The organism is Xanthomonas sp. NCPPB 1128 (assembly GCF_001043115.1).
Classification (GTDB): Bacteria; Pseudomonadota; Gammaproteobacteria; order Xanthomonadales; family Xanthomonadaceae; genus Xanthomonas_A.
Genome location: NZ_LFME01000008.1, coordinates 21,800 through 43,257 on the forward strand (window position 1 = coordinate 21,800; position 21,458 = coordinate 43,257).

A 21,458-nucleotide genomic window follows, 5' to 3' on the forward strand; every position below is an offset into this window, starting at 1 on the left:
CAGGGCGGGACGTGTGCTGCAACGAGGCGTCTTGCGTGGGCGGCATGCGCACCGCGTTGCGCAGGTTTTGTGATGCCTATCTCCGAGTGATGCGGCGACTGCATTTGTTGCTTGCGCTGAACGGTGGCTGAGCGGCTAATCGAACTCCCCCGCGTGGCCTCCCCCGTTTTCGGCCACGCGCGGGGCGACGTTCGTCCCTACTCACCACCCAGGAGTCCGACATGAAGTCGATGTGCAGCCTGACCGCGATGCTTGCCCTGTGCGTCGCCGGTTCCGCCTCCGCGGCCGGAACGCCCCTGTTCCAGAGCAGCCAGTACGTATCCAAGTCCATTGCCGGCGAGCCCGCGTTGAACCGCCTGCTGACCAATCCCGCCACCGCCGCGGTGCAGCGGGTCGGCGTGAATGCCGCCGCCGTCACCGCCGGACAGAAGCAACTCGAGCTGGACCTGCTGGGCAAGCGCATCACCGCCACGCAGCTGAAGACCGAGCAGTTGGAAGGCGGCAACAGCATCTGGTACGGCAATCTCGGTAATGCCGCGGTGGCCCGCACCCGTGCGCCCTCCGGCCTGGATCCGCTGAACTCGGCGATTCTGGTGCGTAGCGGTGACACCATCACCGGCAGCATCCGCAGCAACGGCACGCTGTTCCATCTGCGTCCGGTCGCCGGCGGCGGCCATGTGCTGGTGGAGGTCGACGAGCGGCGCATGCCGGCCGAGCATCCGTCCGACTACGCCTTGCTGCCGACCGTGCAGATGCCGCAGTCGGTGATCGACGAGCGCATGACCGCTGCCGGTGCCTCGTCCGGCTCGCCCGCGACCATCCGCGTGCTGGTGGTGGCGACCAACAAGGCGGTGACCAGCTACGGCGGCAACATGCAGTCGCTGGTGCAACTGGCGGTGGCCGAGTCCAACCAGGGCTACACCAACAGCAATGTCGGCATCACCATGCAGCTGGCCGGCTACGAGACCACCAACTACACCGAATCCGGCGACTTCAATACCGACCTGACCCGTTTCCGCGGCACCAGCGACGGCTACATGGACAGCATCCATACCTCGCGCAACAGCACCGCGGCCGACGTCGGCGTGCTGATCATCGACAACTCCGCCTATTGCGGCCTCGCCTCGGGCATCGGTTCCACCGCCGCCACCGCGTTCGCGGCGGTGTACTGGGACTGCGCCACCGGCTACTACAGCTTCGCCCACGAGATCGGCCACCTGCAGAGCGCGCGCCATGACGTGGCCACCGACTCCAGCACCTCGCCGTACGCCTATGGCCACGGCTATCGCTACGGCAACAGCTGGCGCACGATCATGGCCTACAACTGCACCAGCAGTTGCCCGCGGCTGAACTACTGGTCCAACCCCAACGTGTCCTACAACGGCGTGCCGATGGGCAATGCCAGCACCGCCGACAACCAGCGCGTGCTGGTCAACACCAAGGCGACGGTGGCCGGGTTCCGTTGAGCCGGCCCGCACGTGGTGCAGGCCGCCTGCCTGCGCCACGCGCGGCGAAGACGGCCGGGGCGGGCGCGGCGGCGTTCGCTTCGGCTATGCTGGGAAACGGTGCCGGCACGGCCGGTGCCGACCGACTTCCTGGGATCGACGATGTTCAAGCGCATGCGACTGCCGGCCGCGCTGCTGCTGGCGATGCTGAGCGCGGGCTGCGGCCCCGCTCCCGATCGGCAGACCGATGGCCCGTCGCCGACCGCCAAGACGGACGCGCCGAGGGCGACCCCGCCGTCCGCAGCGGCCGACAGCTTCGACGAGAACCGCGCGATGGACATGTTGCAGGCGCGCCTGTCCGCCGATCATGCCTATCCCGACCTGCAGTGCCTGGGCTACGCCGTCGAGGACGGCGAGGACGCCGCCGCCGCCGCGACAGCGCCTGCAGCGGCCGCACCCAAGGCCGCCGCGCCAGCGGCGATCGAGATCGCCGTACGCGAGAAGCACGGCGACGGCTGCCCGGGCGACCCGCAGACCGAGCCGGTCCGCGACCGCTTCCGCGTCGAGCGCTCCGGCGCGATCCAGTGGTACGACGTGGTCGACGGTGACTTCGTCGAGTACGCGCAGTGGCGGCAGCAGCACGCCGGCGGCGGTCTGCCTTGAGAGGTGGGTCATCGCGCAGTGCCGCATGCGTGGTTGTCACGGTGTGCGGCAAGCACATGCGGGGGGAAGGCGGAGACGGCCCGAACGTGGGCGAGGTCCGCTACGTGCCCGGATACAGTTGATTGCGACGTTCTGAAGCCGGCAGTGACGGCCCGGTGCGTCTAACTGCCGCGATCAGCGGCCCTGCGCAATCCCGGGGCCGGAGCGCAGCTCGGTGCCGTCCTGCAGCCGTGCCGTTACCGCAGGGGAATGCCGTGCCGCGAATGCCGAGTACGCGTTGCCGGACTGCGTGCGGCCGCGCCGGACATTGGCGCTAGAGCTGTTGCAGCGCGCAGCCCTGCGCGTCCACGCGCAGCACCGAACCCTGTTCGTACCAGTCGCCGAGCACGATGCGGGTGCAGGCGCGGCCTTCCACGTCCAGCGCATGCACCGCCGGCCGATGGGTGTGGCCATGGATCATCCGCGCCACGCCGTAGCGGGCGAAGGTGGCGACGACTTCGCCCGGAGCCACGTCGGTAACGGTCTCGAACTGCGCGCGGTCGCCCTGTTTCAGGTCGGCCTGGCGCGCCTGGCTGGCGGCGCGCGCCTGCTGCGCGTAGGCGATGCCCGCGGCCAGCGGCTGCGCCAGGAACTGCTGCTGGAAGGCCGGATCGCGGGTCTGCGCGCGGAACGCCTGGTAGGCGGTGTCGTCGGTGCACAGCAGGTCGCCGTGCAGCAGCAGGGTCGGCTCGCCGTACAGATCGATCACGCAGGGATCGGGCAGCAGGCGCAGGCCGGCGCGCTGCGCGTAGTCGGCGCCGAGCAGGAAGTCGCGGTTGCCGTGCATGAAGAACACCGGCACCCCGGCCTCATGCAGCGCGTGCAGCTCAAGCGCCACCGCATCGGCCGCCTCGGACGGCGTATCGTCGCCGATCCAGGCCTCGAACAGGTCGCCGAGGATGTACAACGCCTCGGCCCGCCGCGCCTCGCCGCGCAGGAAGTCGAGAAACAGCGCGGTGATCGCCGGCCGTGCCGGATCCAGATGCAGGTCGGAGATGAACAGCGTGGTCATTTGGCCATTGTACGGCCGGGATTGGGGATTCGGGATTTGGGATTGGATGGTAGCCGCGAGCGCAGGCGTCGCCGTGCTTTTCGTAGGAGCGGCTTCAGCCGCGACCCGTTGGCCTCGCATGCGTCGCGGCTGAAGCCGCTCCTACGCTGACCGCTGGGATGGCCGGACACCATCCCGAATCTCCACTCCCGAATTCCGGCTCCTCATCAAATCAACCACAACGACACGCCCGCCAGCAGCGCGCCGATGCCAGTGGCGGCGAGCACGTCGCTGGGGTAGTGCAGGCCCAGCACCACGCGCGACAGCGCCACGCAGGCGATGAAGGGCACCAGCAGCGGGGCCAGCCAGGGGTAGTAGGCGAGGGCGACGATGCCGAAGGACACCGCGTGCAGGGTGTGGCCGGAGGGGAAACTGAATTCGTCCAGCGGCGCCACCCACGCACGGATGCGCAGGTCGGCGGCGTACGGGCGCGGGCGTCGGGTCCAGCGCTTCAGGCCCTTGTACAGGCTAAGCGCGACCACACCGGTGGCGGCCATGTGCGCGGAGGCGAACACGCCGTCCATGCCGTCGCACAGCACCAGCAGGGTCATCAGCGCGTACCAGAACACGCCGTCGCCGAGGCGGCTGATTAGCGCGAAGAAGCGTCGCACCGAGCGCCGCCGGCACCAGTGGTTGGCGCGCCGGCACCAGCGGGTCTCGTGCCCGCGCAGGATCTCAAGCCGCGTCGACATGCGTCCTCCGGGTGTCCGCCAGTTGGTTGAGCAGGGCATCGAAATCGGCCACCACGCGCTCCGGGCGCAGCTGCTGCATCGACGCGCAGGCGGCCTCGCCGAGGCGCTGGCGCAGCGCGTCGTCGCTGCCCAGGCGCAGCGCGGCGGCGATGAAGGCCTCGTCGTCGGCCACGGCTGCGCCATTGCGGCCGTCGCGCAGGTACTCGCGCGCCGCGCCGTAGTCGAAGGCGACGGTGACCACGCCGCTGGCCATCGCCTCCAGGGTCACGTTGCCGAAGGTCTCGCTGCGGCTGGGGAACAGGAACAGGTCGCCGCTGGCGAAATGCCGCGCCAGCGCGTCGCCGCGCTGGATGCCGCAGAAAATGAAGTCGGGATTCTCCTGCGCCAGGCGCTCGCGCAGCGGGCCATCGCCGACCCAGACGAAGCGCGCCCGCGGACGCTGCTGCTGCAACTGGCGGAACGCGCGCACCGCCAGCGGCAGGTTCTTCTCCGAGGCGATGCGGCCCACGTACAGCACCGCGCAATCGTCGTCCTGCAGGCCCTATTGCTGGCGCAGCTGCGGATCGCGGCGCTGCGGCTCGAACTGCTTGCTGTCCACCGCGCGCGCCAGCAGGCGCACCCGCTCGAAGCCCTGGGTGGCGAGGAAGTCGCGCAGCTCGCGGGTCGGCACCAGGGTCGCTTGCGCCTGGTTGTGGAAGCGCCGCATCCAGCGCAGCGCGGTCGACTGCAGCCAGGCCGCGCCGTACTGCGGCAGGTATTCGTCGAAGCGGGTGTGGAAGCCGGTGGCGATCGGAATGCCCAGGCGCCGCGCGCTGCGCAGCGCCGACCAGCCCAGCGGGCCTTCGGTGGCGATGTAGACCGCATCCGGCGGCGCGGCCTGCCACAGTCGGGTCAGGCGCCGCGGCGCGGGCAGGCCGAACTTCAGCCCGGGGTAGCGCGGCAGCGCCGCACCGCGCACCAGCCGCAGATCCTCCTGGTCGGCGTCGCCGGCCTGGCGCGGGCGCACCACGTCGACGGTATGGCCGCGCGCGCGCAGCCCCAGTTCCAGCCCCTGCACGGTCAGCGCGACGCCGTTGACCTCAGGGGGATACGTCTCGGTGACGATCGCGTAGCGCATGCGGGGGCTCCGGTTTGACAAAGCCTCGCGCAATGCAGTGAAGCGAACATGTCCAGCGTATGTAGGAACGATGACGCCAAAAGCCGGGATTCGGGATGACCAGCCTGCGGCTGTTGAAAGCCGGGATTCGGGATTTTTCGCGAGTGCACGGCGGTTGCGATTGCACTGTGGGAGGGACTTCAGTCCCGACGGGCTCTACCGGTAAAGCCCGTCGGGACTGAAGTCCCTCCCACAAAAAGCGGATGGATCGCGGCTTCGGAAAGACCTGTTTTCTTTAAAAAGTTGCTACTTTTTCATCAAATCGCTTGACGGCGATTTCACTCCGGACAGCATGTTGCCATCCCGAATCCCGAATCCCGAATCCCGAATCCCGAATCCCGAATCCCGAATCCCGAATCCCGAATCCCGGCCCTCAAGCCACAAATGGGCGGAAATTGATCCCCAACCCCGCCATGCCCTCGACCTCGCCGATCAGGTCGGCGCGCTGCAGCGGCCGCGACTCGATCCACGGTTGCGACAGGATCAGGTGCAGGTTGGCGCCGTCGGCCTTCAGTTCCAGCGCCGGGATCGGGTCGGCCTCGTGCGCGCGGTGCAGCAGCACCGCCAGGCGCAGCAGCGCGGCCTTGCGCTTGGCGCTGAGCAGCAGGCGGTCGGGCAGCGCGTCGAACGCGGTCTTGGAGACGTTGCGGCGGTGCGTGCGCACCAGCGTGGCCAGCACCTGCTGCTCCTGCCGCGAGAAGCCGGCGATGTCCGAGTGCTCCAGCACGTAGGCGCCGTGCACGTGGTACTGGCTGTGCGCGATGGCCTGGCCGAGTTCGTGCAGGCGCGCGGCCCAGCCGAGCATGCGCGCGTCGTCGGCATCCAGCGTCCAGTCGGCGGCGACCTGCTCGAACAGCGCCATCGCGGTCTGCTCCACGCGCGCGGCCTGCGCCTCGTCGATGCCGTAGCGCTGGGTCAGCGCGGCGATCGCGGTTTCGCGCGGATCGTTCTCGCCGCCGCGGCCGAGCATGTCGTAGAGGATGCCTTCGCGCATGGCCGCCTTGCTCACCATCAGCCGTTGCAGGCCCAGCGCCTGGAACGCCGCCTCCAGCACCAGCACGCCGCCGGCGATGATCGGCCGGCGGTCGGCGGACAGGCCCGGCAGGTCGATGTCCTCGATGCGCTTGGCCAGCAGCAGGCGATCGCGCAATTGCGGCAGCGCTTCGGCGGTGATCGCGCCCTTGGTCAGCTTCATCGCCGCGCAGATCTCGCCGATGGCCTTGTGCGTGCCGGACGAACCCAACGCCTCGTGCCAGCCCAGCGCACGGTACTGCCCGGCGAACTGCTGGAACTCGGCGCCGATCTCGGTCAGCGCGTCCTTCCACTTCTTCCTGGACAGCTTGCCGCCGGGGAAGAAGCGCCGGGTGCTGGCGATGCAGCCGGCCTGCAGGCTCTCGCGTTCCAGGGTCTGGAAGCCGCTGCCGATGATGAACTCGGTGGAGCCGCCGCCGATGTCGATCACCAGGCGGCGCTCGTTCGGCTTGGGTGGCTGCGCGTGGGCCACGCCCAGGTAGATCAGGCGCGCTTCCTCGCGGCCGCTGACCACTTCGATCGGATGGCCGAGCGCGGTCTCGCCGGGAATCAGGAAGGTCTGCGGCGAGCGCAACTGGCGCACGGTGTTGGTGGCCAACGCGCGCACCCGCAGCGAAGGCAGGTCGCGGATGCGCTGGCCGAAGCGCGCCAGGCATTCCAGCGCGCGCTGCCGTGCCTCCGCGGACAGCCCGCCCTTGTTGTCCAGGCCGTCGGCCATGCGCACGGTCTCGCGCAGGCGGTCCACCACCCGCAGTTGCCCCAGCTGATAGCGGGCGATGACCATGTGGAAACTGTTGGAACCCAGGTCGATGGCGGCCAGCAGGTCGCCGTCGCGCAGCGGCGGATGAGTGGGGGAGGTGGCAGGCATGGCGGAATGGTAGCCGATGCGCGGCGCGCGCCGTGGAGACGGCGCCGCGGTGTGCTCAGAGCCCGTCGAGCAGGGCCAGCTGCGCCGAATGCGGCGGCTGGTCCTGGCCGGGGGCCAGCTTGCGGTAGTTGCCGTCGGCGTCCAGTTCCCAGGCGTTGAGATTGTCGGCCAGGTAGTTCTGCAGCACCTCGCGGTGGATGCGCTTGACTAGGTCCGGATCCAGGATCGGGAAGCCGGTCTCCACGCGCCGCAGCAGGTTGCGTTCCAGCCAGTCGGCGCTGGCGCAGAACAGTTCCGGCGCACCGTCGTTGCCGAACCAGTAGACCCGGCTGTGCTCGAGGAAACGGCCGACGATCGAGCGCACCCGGATGTTGTCGGACACGCCCGGCACGCCGGGGCGCAGGGTGCAGGCGCCGCGCACGATCAAGTCGATCTTCACGCCAGCCTGCGAGGCGGCGTACAGCGCGCGGATCACCTGCGGCTCGTTGAGCGCGTTCATCTTGGCGATGATCCGGCCCGGGCGGCCGGCCGTGGCCAGCTTGGTCTCGCGTTCGATCCGGTGCAGCACGCCCGGGTGCAGGGTGAAGGGCGATTGCAGCAGGCGTTTGAGGCGGATCTTCGGCGCCAGCCCGGACAACTGCTGGAACAGCAGGTGCACGTCGTTGCCGATGTCCACGTCGGCGGTGATCAGGCTCAGGTCGGTATAGGCCCGCGCGGTGCCGCTGTGGTAATTGCCGGTGCCCAGGTGCACGTAGCGGCGCAGCTTGCGGCCTTCGCGGCGCACGATCAGCAGCATCTTGGCGTGGGTCTTGTAGCCGACCACGCCGTACACCACCTGCACACCGGCTTCCTGCAGGCGGTCGGCCAGGCCCAGGTTGGCCTCTTCGTCGAAGCGCGCGCGCAGTTCCACCACCACGGTGACGTCCTTGCCGTTGCGCGCGGCCAGCACCAGCGCATCGACGATCGCCGAGTCCTTGCCGGTGCGGTACAGGGTCTGCTTGATCGCCAGCACGTTCGGGTCGGTCGCGGCCTGCTTGATCAGGTCGAGCACCGCGGTGAAGGCGTCGAATGGGTGGTGCAGCAGCACGTCGCCAGCGGCGGCGATCTCGAAGATGCCTTCGCTGTCGCGCAGGGTGCGCGGATTCATCGCCGGATACTTCAGGTCCGGGCGCTGCACCAGGTCGTAGACCTGATTGACGCGGCTGAGGTTGACTGGACCGTTGATGCGGTAGACCGCATTTTCCGGCAGTTCGAAGTTCTGCAGCAGGGTGCGCACGATCGACTTCGGACAGTCCTCGGCGATCTCCAGCCGCACCGCCGGCCGGTAGCCGCGGTTGACCAGTTCGTCGCGCAGCGCCAGCGCCAGGTTCTCCACTTCCTCCTCGTCCACCACCAGTTCCGAGTTGCGGGTGACGCGGAACTGGTAGGAGCCCATCACCTCCATGCCCGGGAACAGCTCGTCGACGAAGGTGGACAGCACCGAGGACAGGAACACGAAGCTCTGGCCGCCCTCGGCCAGGCTTTCCGGCAACTGGATGATGCGCGGCAGCGAGCGCGGCGCGCGCACGATCGCCAGGTGGCCGACACGGCCGAACGCGTCGGTGCCCTTGAGCACCACCACGATGTTCAGCGACTTGTTGAGGATCTTCGGGAACGGATGCGCCGGGTCCAGGCCCAGCGGCGACAGCACCGGCATGATCTCGTTGCGGAAGTAGGCGCGTAGCCAGCGCTTCTGCCGCGCGTTCCAGGAGTGGCGGCCGAGCACGCCGATGCCGGCGTCCTTCAGCGCCGGGCGCAGCACTTCGTTCCAGCAGCGGTACTGCTGGTCGACCAGTTGCGCGGCGCGGTCGTGGATGGAGGTGAGGATGGCGCTGGGGCTCATCCCGTCCGGCGCTGGCGGCAGCCCGAATTCCTGCGCGTGGCGCACGGTGGCGGCGCGGATCTCGAAGAATTCGTCGAGGTTGGTGCAGGAGATGCACAGGAAGCGCAAGCGCTCCAGCAACGGCACCTGCGGGTCCTGCGCCTGCGCCAGGACCCGGAAATTGAAGTCCAGTTGCGACAACTCGCGGTTGATGTACAGCGCGGGGTCGCGCAGCGGGTCGCTGGGAATGTCCGGGGGCGGCGTGGGCGGCAGGGCAGGGGCGCGGCGGGGCATGGCGTTACTCGTTAGGCGGAGGTCAGGGTGGCATGGTCGTGCCGCGGATGCACGCGCCCGGCGCCGAAGTGACAGGAAAAGGTGCTGCCCTTGCCGACTTCGCTCTCGATCTCCAGCCGCGCCTGGTGCAGGCCGAGCACGTGCTTGACGATCGACAGGCCCAGGCCGGTGCCGCCGCTTTCGCGCGAGCGGCTGCTGGAGACGCGGTAGAAGCGCTCGGTGATCCGCGGCAGGTGATGCGCGGGAATGCCGTAGCCGCTGTCGCGCACCGCCAGCACCGCGCCATCGCCCTCGCGGGCAAAGGTGATGCGGATGGTGCCGCCGGCCGCGGTATAGCGCACCGCGTTGGTGACCAGGTTGGAGAAGGCGCTGTGCAGTTCCTTGTTGGAGCCGACCAGGTCGCAATCGGCGTCGTCGTGCACCTCGATGCGGTGCCGGCCCTGGCTGTGCGCCTCGGCCTCGCGGCGCAGCGTGGCCAGCATCGGCGCCATCGCGATCGACTCCTCGTTGGCGTGCTCCTGCGATTCCAGCCGGGACAGGGTCAGCAGGTCTTCGACCAGTTGGGTCATGCGCTGCGACTGCTTGCGCATCTCGGCGATCATCGGCCCCGAATCCGGGAAGTCCTCCGGGTCGAGCATGTCCAGGTAGCCGTGGACCACGGTCAATGGCGTGCGCAGCTCGTGCGAGACGTTGGCGACGAAATCGCGGCGCACCTGCTCCAGCTGCAGCAGCTTGCTGACGTCGCGCGCGACCAGCAGCCAGTGGTCGTCGGAATACGGGATCAGGCGCAGGTTCAGGCGCAGGCGGTCGTCGACCGGCGAGGGCATGTCCAGCATCGGCTCGGCGTTGCGGCCGCCGCTGAGCCAGTGCGCCAGCGGCATCGGCTGCAGCCGCTCCACCACCGGCGCGCCGAGGTCGCCGGGGTGGCGCAGGCCGAGCAGGGTGCCGGCCGCTTCGTTGAACCACTGGATGCGCTGGCTGTTGCGGTCCACCACCACCACCGCGTCCGGCAGCGCCGCGGCGGCGGCGCGGTAGGCGCGCAGCATGTCCAGCAGGCGCCGCTTGCGCACGCGCATTTCCGCCTGGCTGCGGTACAGCAGCCGGTCCAGCTCGTTCCACACCCCGGTGCCGGCCGGCGGCTCCCAGCGCTGGCGCGCGGTCAGCCGCCGCAGCACGCGCCGCAGCCGCCAGTAGTGCCAGCCCATTACCCCCAGCGACATCAGGGTCAGCGCCATCCACACGTGGCCGCCGATCCAGCCGACCAGCAACGCCAGCAACAGCAGGCCGGCGAGCGTGCCGAGGGTCTTCAACCAGGCGGAGCGGATGTGGCGGGGCATCGGGAACGCACTCTGTCGCAAAGGATCGTGATCCGTCCGCCGTTATAGCAGGCGTAGCCGGCGGTCAGATGGACGCAGAGAAGCGATAGCCGGAACCGCGGACGGTCTGCACCATGTTTTCCACCGCGAACGGCTCCAGCGTCTTGCGCAGGCGGCGGATGTGCACGTCGATGGTGCGCTCCTCCACGTAGACGCTGCCGCCCCAGACGTGGTCGAGCAGTTGCGCGCGGCTGTACACGCGCTCGGGATGGGTCATGAAGAAGTGCAGCAGGCGGTACTCGGTCGGACCGATCGGCACCGCCGCCTCGCCGGCGAACACGCGGTGCGCGGCGCCGTCGATGCGCAGGCTGCCGACCGAGACGCTGCCGTCCTCGTCGTCCTCGCGGGTGCGACGCATCACTGCGCGGATCCGCGCCAGCAGCTCGCGCGCGGAGAACGGCTTGACCACGTAGTCGTCGACGCCGGCCTCGAGGCCGCCGACGCGGTCGTTCTCCTCGCCGCGGGCGGTGAGCATGATGATCGGCACTTCGCGGGTCATCGCATCCTTGCGCCAGCGCCGGGCCAGTTCCAGGCCGCTGGTCCCGGGCAGCATCCAGTCCAGCAGGATCAGGTCCGGGACCCGGTCGGCGATCGAGGTCTGCGCTTCGCGGGCATCGCCGGCATGCACCGGCTCGAAGTCGCCCTTGCGCAGGGCGAACGCGACCATGTCGCGGATGGCCGGTTCGTCGTCGACGATCAGGATGCGTTTCTGCACAACGGCACCGTGGAACTGGGGAGGAAGGTCGCCAGTAGACTACGGTTTTATTACGTTTGAGTGACGCCTGACACGGGCGCGTTTCAGCGCCGTTGCATGTCCGGGTCCTGCACGCCCTGGCGGCGCAGTTCCAGCACGGTCGGGGTGATCGCGGCGATGCGCGCGTCGATGCGCGCGCGCGCCACGTAGTCCAGGTCGCTGCGCTTCTTCAGGTTGCTGAGCTGGATCAGGGCCTGCTCCGGGTGCCCGTTCAGGTAGGCCGCCTCGGCGTAGGCCTCGCCGGCGCGGGTGTCGTCGCCGGCCAGTTCGCAGGCGCGGGCGAAGGTGCGCTGGAACACCGGATCTTCCGACGCCGCCCCGAGCAGCGGCCGCAGCACCGCCTGGGCGCGCTGGCCGGCCTGGCGGCCGCCCTGTTCGTTGAGGGCGGTCGCGTAACTCAGCGCCACCGCCCGATTGCTGGGCATGCGCTTGACCAGCGCCTCGAAGCGCTGGTCGGCGGCCTGGTTGCGACCGGCCTTGGCTTCGGCCTCGGCTACCGCCACGGTCAGCCACCAGTTGTCCGGGTGCGCCTGCAGCAGGCCCTCCAGCGTCTGCGCGACGTCTTGCGCGCTGCCGCCGCCGCGCAGCCGGGCCAGCGCCAGGCCATAGCGCTGGGCATCGCTCAGGCCCTGCTTGCTGCCCTGGCGCAGCCCTTCGTACTCGCGGATCGCATCGGCCGGGGTGTTGGCGCTGAACACCCGCAGCCGCTCGCGGGCCCACTCGAACTGGCCGCTGGGGCCGCGCGCGTAGTTGGCGAACGGCAGCTGCAGGCCGCCAGGCAGCAGCGGGTTGCTGGGCGCACCCAGCGGCTGGCTCAGCGACACGTCGTTCGGATCGACCCGCTCCTGCAGGGTGCCGCCGGGCACGCTGGTGGTCAGGGTCAGGGTGTTCTTCTTCATCTGCTCGGCGCGCTCACGGGCCTCGCTGATGCGGGTGGTGGTGACCGGGTGGGTCATCAGGAAGTCGGGGGTGCTGTAGCCGCCCTGGTTGCCGCGCATCGCCAGCGACATGCGCTCGAAGAAACCGGCCATCGCATCGACGTCGTAGCCGCTGCGGGCCAGGGTGCGGATGCCCAGGCGGTCGGCTTCCGATTCGTTGGAGCGGGTGTAGTCGATCTGCCGCTGCTGCATCAGTCCCAGGCCGCTGGCGATCGCTGCCTGGGTGGCGTCGCCGCTGGAGCGCCCGCCGGCCTGCTGCGCCGCGACCACCGCGGCGAGCATGCCGAGCAGGATCGGGATCTGGTCGCGCTGCGCCCGCTCCACCCCGCGCAACACGTGCTGCTGGGTGACGTGGGCGATTTCGTGCGACAGCACCGCGGCCACCTCGTCCTCGCGCTCGGCGGTCAACACCAGGCCGGCATTGACCGCGACGTAGCCGCCGAGGGTGGCGAAGGCGTTGATCTGGCGGTCGCGCAGCATGAAGAAGGTGAACTTCTGCTGCGGTTGGTCGCTGTTGGCGCCGAGCCGGGTGCCCATGGTCTGCAGCCAGTCGTCGATCAGCGGGTCCTCGAGCACGTAACCGTAGCTGCGCAGTTCGGCCAGCATCATCTTGCCGTACTCCGCCTGGCGCGCCGGGGTCAGCAACTCGCCGGCCGAGGAGCCGATGTCCGGCAGCTTGTTCTCCTGGGCTGGCGCCACGGCGCAGGCGGTGGCCAGGGTGATCGCGAAGGCGAGCGGCAGCAGGCGCAAGACGGGCTCCAAGGGGCTGGCGGACGCCGGGGAGCGTCCGGGACGACGGTGAATCCGGGATGATTCGCAGTGTTGCGGCAGCGGCCTCGAAAATCCACCCGGCCGCTACCATAGTGGCTTGGACCTTCTACACCGCCCGGAGTTTCCCGTGGACAACCCAACTGCCGACACCGGCCACGCCGGCGGCCCGCCGATCACCCTCTATTCCACCGCGATCTGCCCGTACTGCGTGGCGGCCAAGAACTTCCTCAAGAGCAAGGGCCGTACCTGGAACGAAGTGCGCATCGACCTGGACCCGGTCGAGCGCGAGAAGATGGTCGCGCTGGCGCGGCGCACCAGCGTGCCGCAGATCTTCGTCGGCGATGTCCACGTCGGCGGCTACGACGACATGATGGCGCTGCACCGCGCCGGCAAGCTGGAGCCGCTGCTCGACGGCAGCGCGCCCGAGGCGCAGGCATGAGCGGCGCCGCGACGGGCGAGGGCGGCGCGGCCGGGGAAGATCGGGTGCGTGAATTCACCGAGTTCCGCCAGCGCATGAACCAGCGCATCCTGGCCGAGCCGAACCAGGTGGTGCGGCGCTTCTTCGCGCTGGACACCCAGACCTACCAGGCGGGCGCGCTGGACGTGAAGACCAAGGAACTGCTCGGCCTGGTCGCCTCGCTGGTGCTGCGCTGCGACGACTGCATCAGCTACCACGTGGCCCAGTGCAAGGAGGCCGGGGTCAGCCGCGAGGAGTTCTTCGAGACCTTCTCGGTCGGCCTGGTGGTCGGCGGCTCGATCGTGATCCCGCACCTGCGCCGCGCCGTGGACTTCCTCGACACGCTGGAGGCCGGCGACGCCGCCGCCCCGGCGCAGCACGCGCACGACTGAGCCGTCTCGGGCTGCTGCCCCGATGGCTGCCGGCGCCCTGCGCCGGAAGCCCCCGGTTTTGGGCGTCTTCACCGGCTTCGGGCATAATTACGGCTGAAACCTCCTTGCGCCTGCAGCCCCGGTTCCCGGGCGGCGCTCCCCCCTCTTGTACGGAAACCGCAACCCTATGACGCAGACAATCACGGTCATCCGTGGCGATGGCATCGGCCCGGAGATCATGGACGCCACGCTGTTCGTGCTCGACGCGCTGAACGCCGGCCTCACCTACGAATACGCCGACGCGGGCCTGGTGGCGCTGGAGAAGCACGGCGACCTGCTGCCGGCCGCCACGCTGGAGTCGATCCGCAAGAACAAGGTGGCGCTGAAGAGCCCGCTGACCACGCCGGTGGGCGAGGGCTTCAGCTCGATCAACGTGGCCATGCGCCGCCAGTTCGACCTGTACGCCAACGTGCGTCCGGCCAAGTCGTTCCCGAACACCAAGTCGCGCTTCGGCGCCGGCGTGGACCTGATCACCGTGCGCGAGAACACCGAAGGTGCCTACCTGAGCGAAGGCCAGGAAGTGTCCGCCGACGGCGAGACCGCGCTGTCGATGGCCAAGGTGACCCGCAAGGGCTCCGAGCGCATCGTCCGCTACGCCTTCGACCTGGCCCGTGCGACCGGCCGCAAGAAGGTCACCGCGGTGCACAAGGCCAACATCATCAAGTCCACCTCCGGCCTGTTCCTGAAGGTGGCGCGCGACGTGGCGGCGCAGTACCCGGAGATCGAGTTCCAGGAAATGATCGTCGACAACGCGTGCATGCAGCTGGTGATGCGCCCGGAGCAGTTCGACATCATCGTCACCACCAACCTGTTCGGCGACATCCTGTCGGACCTGTGCGCCGGCCTGGTCGGTGGCCTGGGTCTGGCCCCGGGCGCCAACATCGGCGTGGACGCGGCGATCTTCGAGGCCGTGCACGGCTCGGCCCCGGACATCGCCGGGCAGGGCAAGGCCAACCCGTGCGCGCTGCTGCTGGGCGCGGCGCAGCTGCTGGACCATATCGGCCAGCCGCAGAACGCCGAGCGCCTGCGCAACGCCATCGTCGCCACCCTGGAAGCCAAGGACGGGCTGACCCCGGACCTGGGCGGCAGCGGCAACACCATGGGCTTCGCCAAGGCCATCGCCAGCCGGCTCTGAGCGCGCCGGACGATCGCACAAAAAGAAAGGGCGCCCCAGGGCGCCCTTTCTTTTGCTAGGAAGTTGTCCGAAGCCACATCCGCAGATCGGTCAAGGGGAGTCGCTCTTACGATTCCCCAATCCCGATTCCCGACTCCCGGCTTCAATTCCGCGACTGCAGCTTCGACAGCAGGCGCAGGAACTCCACATACAGCCACACCAGCGTGACCATCAGGCCGAACGCGCCGTACCACTCCATGTACTTGGGCGCGCCCTGTTCGACGCCGCTCTCGATGAAGTCGAAGTCCAGCACCAGGTTCAGCGCGGCCACCACCACCACGAACAGGCTGAACAGGATGCCGACCGTGCCGGAGGCGTGGATGTACGGAATCTGGATGTTGAACAGGCCCAGCACGAAGGTCGCCAGGTACACCAGGAAGATGCCGCCGGTGGCTGCCACCACACCCAGCTTGAAGTTCTCGGTGGCTTTGATCATGCCGCTGCGATAGGCGAACAGCATCGCGAACAGGGTGCCGAAGGTCAGCAGCACCGCCTGCAGCACGATGCCGTTGAAGCGGTGCTCATACACAGCCGAGATCGAGCCGAGGAAGAAACCTTCCACCAGTGCGTACAGCGGCGCGGTGATCGGCGACCACTCCTTCTTGAAGATCGTGATCAGGGCGAGGATGAGGCCGCCGATGGCGCCGCCCAGTGCGTAGCCGACGACGCCGGGTGCGACCATCTCGTTGCCCGCCGCGTCGACCGAGAGCGACTGGCTCCAGGCGAACACGGCGGTGAGCACGGTCAGCATCAACAGCACGCCGGTCTTGTTGGCGGTACCGTTGAGGGTCATCGCGCCGCTGTCGCGCGCGACGACCGTGCTGCTGCCGGGCGAGACCACGTTGCCGCTGTGCAGGTCGAGGAAGGTGGATTCCTTCAGGGCGGGGTTGCCGCTGCGAAGCATGCTGTTTTCTCCTTCAAAATGGCGCTCGGCCGATGCCGATGGCAAGGTTCGAGCATAGCGCAGGCGATGTTGCGTGCATGCGACGTTGACAGCGGGCCGCAAGCTTCCCACAATAGCCGACCTTTCCGGCCTTGGCCGCGAGGGATGTTCCGCCGGGGTATAGCGCAGTCTGGTAGCGCGCCTGCTTTGGGAGCAGGATGTCGGGGGTTCGAATCCCTCTACCCCGACCAATCCGATGTCCAACGGCGGAAAGGAATGCGACAATCCAGCCAGGGCGCCCGTAGCTCAACTGGATAGAGCACCGGCCTTCTAAGCCGGCGGTTACAGGTTCGATTCCTGTCGGGCGCGCCACATGGCGCCAGGCAGGAGATGCAAGGTTTCAATGGTGGCTGTAGCTCAGTTGGTTAGAGTACTGGATTGTGATTCCAGATGTCGGGGGTTCGAGTCCCCTCAGCCACCCCATTGATCGCGTGACCCGATGCTTCGCGGGGTGTTGCAACGAAGCAAAAAAGCACATAGAATGTGCGACTCAGTTTCAGGGCCGTTAGCTCAGTTGGTAGAGCAGTTGACTCTTAATCAATAGGTCCAAGGTTCGAATCCTTGACGGCCCACCAAATAAAACAGCCACTTAGCGCAAGCCAAGTGGCTGTTTTTCTATGTGCCGGGGAAACTCCCGGGAAAAATAACCCGGGAATGCACTGCTTACGCTTGGGCGGCGGCACCTCGCGATCGAAAATAGGCGTGCGGGTGCCCCGTTGTGCGCTCGTCGTGCCGATTGACGTTCGCGAGCCATTTCCCCGGGATAGCGGTCATGCTGACGCTGGCCACGATCTGTCTGCTGCAGAGCGCAGCCAGTCTTTTCCCATCGGTCAGTTTCCCAGCAGAAGCCGTCTGGTAGAGCCATCCGAACATGCTATCGGCAGCTGTCGCGTAGCGTGAGGCCCGCCTCCCGCCCTGACTGAACCGGTCAATGGCTTCTGCGGGCGATTACCGGCCGGACTTTCGGCAATGGCGCCAAGTTGTCTACGTGGTGCTCCGCCGGGCGTCCCCCCCGCAGGCCTAGTATGCGCATCGAGATCGGTGTCCCAACCTAACTCTAGAGGATCGAAATGGAATTTCCACGCTTCTTCACGGGTGTCGCTTTCGTACTGGCCTTGGCTGCTGGGGGCGTGGCTTCGACTGCGCACGCTGACGACGCTACGACTACGACGACCCGAGTTGTCGAGGCCACCTACCTCCCGGGTTCGAAGGAGGTCAAGCAGATCCAGCAGTGGTTGCTGCTGCACTCCGATCCGACGGGGAGAATGTCCGGCGATCCCTATCACCTCGGCACGGTCAGCGTGAAGTACACCGAGGTTATCTCTTCCAAGGCCTCGGCCGCAGATGCGGTGTCCGCGCCGCCGCCGCCAGTGCCGCTGCCTGCTTCCGGCGCTCCAGGCGGAACCTTCTCCGTAAGTAGCTGCGGTGGTGGCGTCAGCCAATCGTGGTCCTACATGTGGGTGCCCAACAGCAGCGGTGGGACTTGGGTTGTCACCGATTACCACGCCACCCGCACGAAGTCGTGTGGTAGCAGCGGCGCCTAGATCTCGCCGCCAGCTGTAATCCTCTCTAAGCCGCCCTACGGGGCGGCTTTTTTGTGGCCCGCCTAGCGGCCCCTTGCGAGGCGCCCCGCACTTGACGGCCCACCAAAACGAAAAGGCACCTGCTCCGGCAGGTGCCTTTTTCTTTGCCGTCCGGCCTGCAACAATGTGCCGGCAGGCGCCTTCCGGCGCCGCAGCGCGAAAGTGGCGGAATTGGTAGACGCCCTGGTTTTAGGTACCAGTGCCGCAAGGCGTAGGGGTTCGAGTCCCCTCTTTCGCACCATCCAGCCCCCGGTGGCCCCTCGTGGCGATGGCGGGTTCGGCGTCGCCACGGCGGCCTCCCGGCCCTGCGCTGGCAGGCGCCGCGGGAATAGGCGAAACTATCCGGCTGCGGCGGCTGTCCCGTGCCCGCGCCAACCCGTACTTTTCTACATCGTGCCGAGAGCCGTGGGCTCCCGGTGGCAGGAGTCCACATGCAAGCTTCGATCGAAACTACCGGTACCCTGGAACGGCGTCTGACCTTCACCCTGCCGGAGGATCGCCTGGAAAGCCATGTCGGCGGCCGCCTGCGCGAAGTCGCGCGCACCGCGCGGATCAAGGGCTTCCGTCCGGGCAAGATTCCGGCCAAGGTGATCGAGCAGCGCTTCGGACCGCAGATCCGCGCCGAGGCGCTGGATGGCCTGCTGCGCGAGACCTTCGACTCGGCCGTGCGCGAGCACGAACTGCGCCTGGCCGGCAATCCGCGCATCGACCGCGCCGGCGACAACGAACTGCAGTTCGTGGCCACCTTCGAAGTGGTGCCGGACTTCGGCGACATCGACGTCTCGACGCTGCAGGTGATCCGCCACACCGCCGAGGTCACCGACGCCGACATCGAGCAGATGATCGAGAACCTGCGCCTGCAGCGCCGCACCTGGCAGCCGGCCGCGCGTCCGGCGCAGGACGGCGACCTGGTGACCCTGGAGACCTGGTCGCAGGTTGGCGACGAGCGTCTGCCGGCCGAGGGCGTGGAGAAGGGCAGCAGCGTGATCGGCTCGGGCGTCATGTTCCCGGCGATCGAGCAGGGCCTGGTCGGCCTGTCCAAGGACGAAGAGAAGACCCTGACGGTCGACTTCCCGGCCGACTGGCGCGTGCCGCAGTTCGCCGGCAAGCAGGTCCAGGTGCACGTGAAGGCGGTCGACGTGGCCGCGCCGGTGCTGCCGGAGGTGGACAAGGAGTTCATCAAGAGCTTTGGCGTGAAGAGCGGCGATGCCGAGCAGTTCCGCAAGGACATCCGCATCAACCTGGAGCGCGAGCTGAAGGGCGCGCTGATGAACCGCCTGCGTCGCGAAGTCGGCGAGCAGCTGATTGCCGCCTACGCCTCGGTGGAAATGCCGCCGCGCCTGGTCGAGAACGAAGCGCGCGCCATGCTGGCGCAGCAGGTCGAGCAGCTGCGCCGTTCCGGCCGCGACCCGGGCCAGGTGCCGGACGACGCCCACCAGGGCTTCATGGACGCCGCGCGCAAGCGCGTGCTGGTCGGCCTGCTGGTCGGCGAGGTGGCCCGCCGCAACGAACTGCGCCTGGACCCGAAGCGGGTCTCGGAGACGCTGCGCCTGATCGCCTCGACCTACGAAGAGCCGGAGCAGGTCATTGAGATGTACCGCAACGATCCCCAATTGATGGGGGGACTGCAGAGCCGCGTGATGGAAGAGCAGGTGATCGACTGGATCGCCGAGCGCGCCCAGCACACCGAGCAGGCGATGTCGTTCCAGGACGCGATCCGTCAATAAGACGGCGCGTCATCGTCTCGCGCATCCCGGCGTGCGCGAGACGGATCCCGTTCCACTCCCCGCGGCGGCGGGGCGCAACACGATGCGAAGCCCTGTACACCCCCGTGCAGGGACGGACCCCGAGCAGCAGGAGATCACCGCGTGGACAATGTGACCAAGGCCTTGAATCTGGTTCCGATGGTGGTCGAGCAGACCAGCCGCGGCGAGCGCGCCTACGACAGCTATTCGCGCTTGTTGAAGGAGCGCCTGATCTTCCTGGTCGGCCCGATCGACGACCACATGGCCAATGTGATCGTGGCCCAGCTGTTGTTCCTGGAAGCGGACAATCCGGAGAAGGACATCAGCATCTACATCAACTCGCCGGGTGGCGTGGTCACCGCCGGCATGGCGATCTACGACACCATGCAGTACATCAAGCCGGATGTGAGCACCATCTGCGTCGGCCAGGCCGCCTCGATGGGCGCGCTGCTGCTGGCGTCGGGTGCGGCCGGCAAGCGCTATGCGCTGCCGAACTCGCGGGTGATGATCCACCAGCCGCTGGGCGGCTTCCAGGGCCAGGCCACCGACATCGACATCCACGCGCGCGAGATCCTGACCCTGCGTGCGCGGCTGAACGAAATCCTGGCCAAGCACACCGGCCAGTCGCTGGAAACCATCGCCCGCGACACCGAGCGCGACAACTTCAAGAGCGCCATCGACGCGCAGGCCTACGGCCTCGTCGACCAAGTGCTGGAGCGTCGTCCGGATGAGTCCATCCAGCCGGCATAAGGCTTGCATGTACTGCAAAACGCAGCGTATTCCGCAGGGCCGGGGTCGGGCTAGCGTCCTCCCGGCCCTGTGCTATTCTCGAAATCGAACCCCCGTTCATCGGGTGGGGTAACTGGGTAAGCGAAGCAATGAGCGAAGACCGGCAAGGCCGTTCCGGCGACAGCAACAAGATCCTGTACTGCTCGTTCTGCGGCAAGAGTCAACACGAGGTCCGTAAGCTGATCGCCGGGCCCAGCGTGTTCATCTGCGACGAATGCGTCGAGTTGTGCAACGACATCATCCGCGAGGAGCTCGAGGAGAAGGCGCAGTCGGCACGCAGCAGCCTGCCCAAGCCGCGCGAGATCCTGGAAGTGCTCGACCAGTACGTGATCGGCCAGCAGCGCGCCAAGCGCACGCTCGCCGTGGCCGTGTACAACCACTACAAGCGCATCGAGAGCCGGCAGAAGAACGACGAGGTCGAACTGGCCAAGTCCAACATCCTGCTGGTCGGTCCGACCGGTTCGGGCAAGACGCTGCTGGCGGAGACGCTGGCGCGCCTGCTCAACGTGCCGTTCACCATCGCCGATGCGACCACACTGACCGAAGCCGGCTACGTCGGCGAAGACGTGGAGAACATCATCCAGAAGCTGCTGCAGAAGTGCGACTACGACGTCGACAAGGCGCAGCAGGGCATCGTCTACATCGACGAGATCGACAAGATCTCGCGCAAGAGCGAGAACCCGTCGATCACCCGCGACGTGTCCGGCGAAGGCGTGCAGCAGGCGTTGCTGAAGCTGATCGAAGGCACGGTCGCCTCGGTGCCGCCGCAGGGCGGTCGCAAGCATCCGCAGCAGGAATTCCTGCAGGTGGACACCAAGAACATCCTGTTCATCTGCGGCGGCGCGTTCGCCGGCCTGGACAAGGTCATCCAGCAGCGTTCCAACGACGCCGGCGGCATCGGCTTCGGCGCCAAGGTCAAGAGCTCGGAGCGCAAGCGCGAGGTCGGCAAGATCCTCGCCGACGTCGAGCCGGAAGACCTGATCAAGTTCGGCCTGATCCCCGAGTTCGTCGGCCGCCTGCCGGTGGTCGCCACGCTCGAGGAACTGGACGAGCCGGCGCTGATCAAGATCCTCACCGAGCCGAAGAACGCCATCACCAAGCAGTTCAAGAAGCTGTTCGAGATGGAAGGCGTGGAGCTGGAGTTCCGCCAGGACGCGCTGCTGGCCATCGCCAAGAAGGCGCTCAAGCGCAAGACCGGCGCGCGCGGCCTGCGCACCATCGTCGAGTCGGTGCTGCTGGACACGATGTACGAACTGCCGTCGCAGGAAAACGTCAGTAAGGTGGTGGTGGACGAGTCGGTGATCGAGCACAAGTCCGAGCCGTACCTGATCTACCAGACCCCGCCGGCGGCGCCCAAGGTCGCCTCCGCGGAGTGACCCTGGGCAGGCGGTGCGCG

At 67.9% G+C, this 21,458-nt stretch carries 17 protein-coding genes, 5 tRNA genes and 1 pseudogene; 14 read left to right on the top strand and 9 right to left on the bottom strand.

Going from position 1 to position 21,458, the window contains the following annotated elements; all coding sequences use genetic code 11:
• Positions 1 to 221: 221 nt before the first annotated feature.
• Entirely contained in the window at positions 222 to 1,466 is a 1,245-nt protein-coding gene (locus ACP93_RS07575; RefSeq protein WP_048490112.1) for a zinc-dependent metalloprotease, read from the top strand.
• 141 nt (positions 1,467 to 1,607) lie between these two features.
• The gene (locus tag ACP93_RS07580) at positions 1,608 to 2,108 is read left to right on the top strand and encodes a hypothetical protein (RefSeq protein WP_048490199.1); all 501 of its coding nucleotides are present in this window, start codon (positions 1,608 to 1,610) and stop codon (positions 2,106 to 2,108) included.
• A gap of 313 nt (positions 2,109 to 2,421) precedes the next feature.
• On the opposite strand, the gene lpxH is transcribed toward ACP93_RS07580, so the two are convergent.
• From lpxH to ACP93_RS07620, 8 genes and pseudogenes are all read right to left on the bottom strand, one after another.
• Positions 2,422 to 3,159, bottom strand: a complete 738-nt coding sequence (gene lpxH / locus ACP93_RS07585; protein ID WP_048490113.1) for a UDP-2,3-diacylglucosamine diphosphatase — start codon at positions 3,157 to 3,159, stop codon at positions 2,422 to 2,424.
• 206 nt (positions 3,160 to 3,365) lie between these two features.
• Positions 3,366 to 3,890: a phosphatase PAP2 family protein gene (locus ACP93_RS07590; RefSeq protein ID WP_048490114.1), complete on the bottom strand. Its 525-nt coding sequence runs from the start codon at positions 3,888 to 3,890 to the stop codon at positions 3,366 to 3,368.
• Positions 3,874 to 5,007: pseudogene (locus ACP93_RS07595) on the bottom strand (glycosyltransferase family 1 protein). Before ACP93_RS07595 ends, ACP93_RS07590 begins: the two are co-directional and overlap by 17 nt.
• Positions 5,008 to 5,419: 412 nt before the next feature.
• Positions 5,420 to 6,946, bottom strand: coding sequence for an exopolyphosphatase (gene ppx, locus ACP93_RS07600; protein ID WP_048490115.1), 1,527 nt, complete (start codon positions 6,944 to 6,946; stop codon positions 5,420 to 5,422).
• Between the two features lie 55 nt (positions 6,947 to 7,001).
• Positions 7,002 to 9,101 carry a polyphosphate kinase 1 gene (gene ppk1, locus ACP93_RS07605; RefSeq protein WP_048490116.1) on the bottom strand — a complete coding sequence of 700 codons (2,100 nt, stop codon included), beginning with the start codon at positions 9,099 to 9,101 and terminating at the stop codon, positions 7,002 to 7,004.
• Positions 9,102 to 9,112: 11 nt separating this feature from the next.
• A complete protein-coding gene (phoR, locus tag ACP93_RS07610) occupies positions 9,113 to 10,438 on the bottom strand; it encodes a phosphate regulon sensor histidine kinase PhoR (RefSeq protein WP_048490117.1) in 1,326 nt (441 codons plus the stop codon).
• 64 nt (positions 10,439 to 10,502) lie between these two features.
• Positions 10,503 to 11,192, bottom strand: a complete 690-nt coding sequence (phoB, locus tag ACP93_RS07615; RefSeq protein WP_048490118.1) for a phosphate regulon transcriptional regulator PhoB — start codon at positions 11,190 to 11,192, stop codon at positions 10,503 to 10,505.
• Between the two features lie 83 nt (positions 11,193 to 11,275).
• Positions 11,276 to 12,919 carry a M48 family metalloprotease gene (locus ACP93_RS07620; RefSeq protein WP_048490119.1) on the bottom strand — a complete coding sequence of 548 codons (1,644 nt, stop codon included), beginning with the start codon at positions 12,917 to 12,919 and terminating at the stop codon, positions 11,276 to 11,278.
• A gap of 148 nt (positions 12,920 to 13,067) precedes the next feature.
• Here ACP93_RS07620 and grxC point away from each other — a divergent pair, with 148 nt between their 5' ends.
• The 3 genes from grxC (at position 13,068) to ACP93_RS07635 (ending at position 14,963) form a co-directional block, all read left to right on the top strand.
• Positions 13,068 to 13,379: a glutaredoxin 3 gene (gene grxC / locus ACP93_RS07625; RefSeq protein ID WP_048490120.1), complete on the top strand. Its 312-nt coding sequence runs from the start codon at positions 13,068 to 13,070 to the stop codon at positions 13,377 to 13,379.
• On the top strand, positions 13,376 to 13,789 hold the full coding sequence (locus tag ACP93_RS07630) for a carboxymuconolactone decarboxylase family protein (RefSeq protein ID WP_048490121.1): 414 nt from the start codon (positions 13,376 to 13,378) through the stop codon (positions 13,787 to 13,789). Before grxC ends, ACP93_RS07630 begins: the two co-directional genes overlap by 4 nt.
• A gap of 166 nt (positions 13,790 to 13,955) precedes the next feature.
• Positions 13,956 to 14,963, top strand: coding sequence for an isocitrate dehydrogenase (locus ACP93_RS07635; RefSeq protein WP_048490122.1), 1,008 nt, complete (start codon positions 13,956 to 13,958; stop codon positions 14,961 to 14,963).
• A 142-nt stretch (positions 14,964 to 15,105) separates the two neighbouring features.
• Here ACP93_RS07635 and ACP93_RS07640 read toward each other — a convergent pair whose 3' ends face one another.
• The gene (locus ACP93_RS07640) at positions 15,106 to 15,906 is read right to left on the bottom strand and encodes a Bax inhibitor-1/YccA family protein (protein WP_048490123.1); all 801 of its coding nucleotides are present in this window, start codon (positions 15,904 to 15,906) and stop codon (positions 15,106 to 15,108) included.
• Between the two features lie 153 nt (positions 15,907 to 16,059).
• Between ACP93_RS07640 and ACP93_RS07645 the strand changes: the two genes are divergently transcribed.
• From ACP93_RS07645 to clpX, 9 genes are all read left to right on the top strand, one after another.
• Positions 16,060 to 16,136, top strand: a tRNA-Pro gene (locus ACP93_RS07645).
• A 44-nt stretch (positions 16,137 to 16,180) separates the two neighbouring features.
• A tRNA-Arg gene (locus ACP93_RS07650) sits at positions 16,181 to 16,257 on the top strand.
• Positions 16,258 to 16,291: 34 nt separating this feature from the next.
• A tRNA-His gene (locus ACP93_RS07655) sits at positions 16,292 to 16,368 on the top strand.
• A gap of 76 nt (positions 16,369 to 16,444) precedes the next feature.
• Positions 16,445 to 16,520: transfer RNA gene (locus tag ACP93_RS07660), tRNA-Lys, on the top strand.
• A 495-nt stretch (positions 16,521 to 17,015) separates the two neighbouring features.
• Complete coding sequence (locus ACP93_RS07665; protein ID WP_053069706.1) at positions 17,016 to 17,489, top strand: hypothetical protein; 474 nt, start codon at positions 17,016 to 17,018, stop codon at positions 17,487 to 17,489.
• A gap of 195 nt (positions 17,490 to 17,684) precedes the next feature.
• Positions 17,685 to 17,769 (top strand) — tRNA-Leu (locus ACP93_RS07670).
• Between the two features lie 190 nt (positions 17,770 to 17,959).
• Positions 17,960 to 19,255 (top strand): trigger factor, encoded by a 1,296-nt coding sequence (tig, locus tag ACP93_RS07675; RefSeq protein WP_048490124.1) that lies wholly within the window; start codon positions 17,960 to 17,962, stop codon positions 19,253 to 19,255.
• Between the two features lie 141 nt (positions 19,256 to 19,396).
• Positions 19,397 to 20,023, top strand: a complete 627-nt coding sequence (clpP, locus tag ACP93_RS07680; RefSeq protein WP_048490125.1) for an ATP-dependent Clp endopeptidase proteolytic subunit ClpP — start codon at positions 19,397 to 19,399, stop codon at positions 20,021 to 20,023.
• Positions 20,024 to 20,151: 128 nt separating this feature from the next.
• Positions 20,152 to 21,438 (top strand): ATP-dependent Clp protease ATP-binding subunit ClpX, encoded by a 1,287-nt coding sequence (gene clpX, locus ACP93_RS07685; RefSeq protein ID WP_017907830.1) that lies wholly within the window; start codon positions 20,152 to 20,154, stop codon positions 21,436 to 21,438.
• Positions 21,439 to 21,458: the final 20 nt, after the last annotated feature.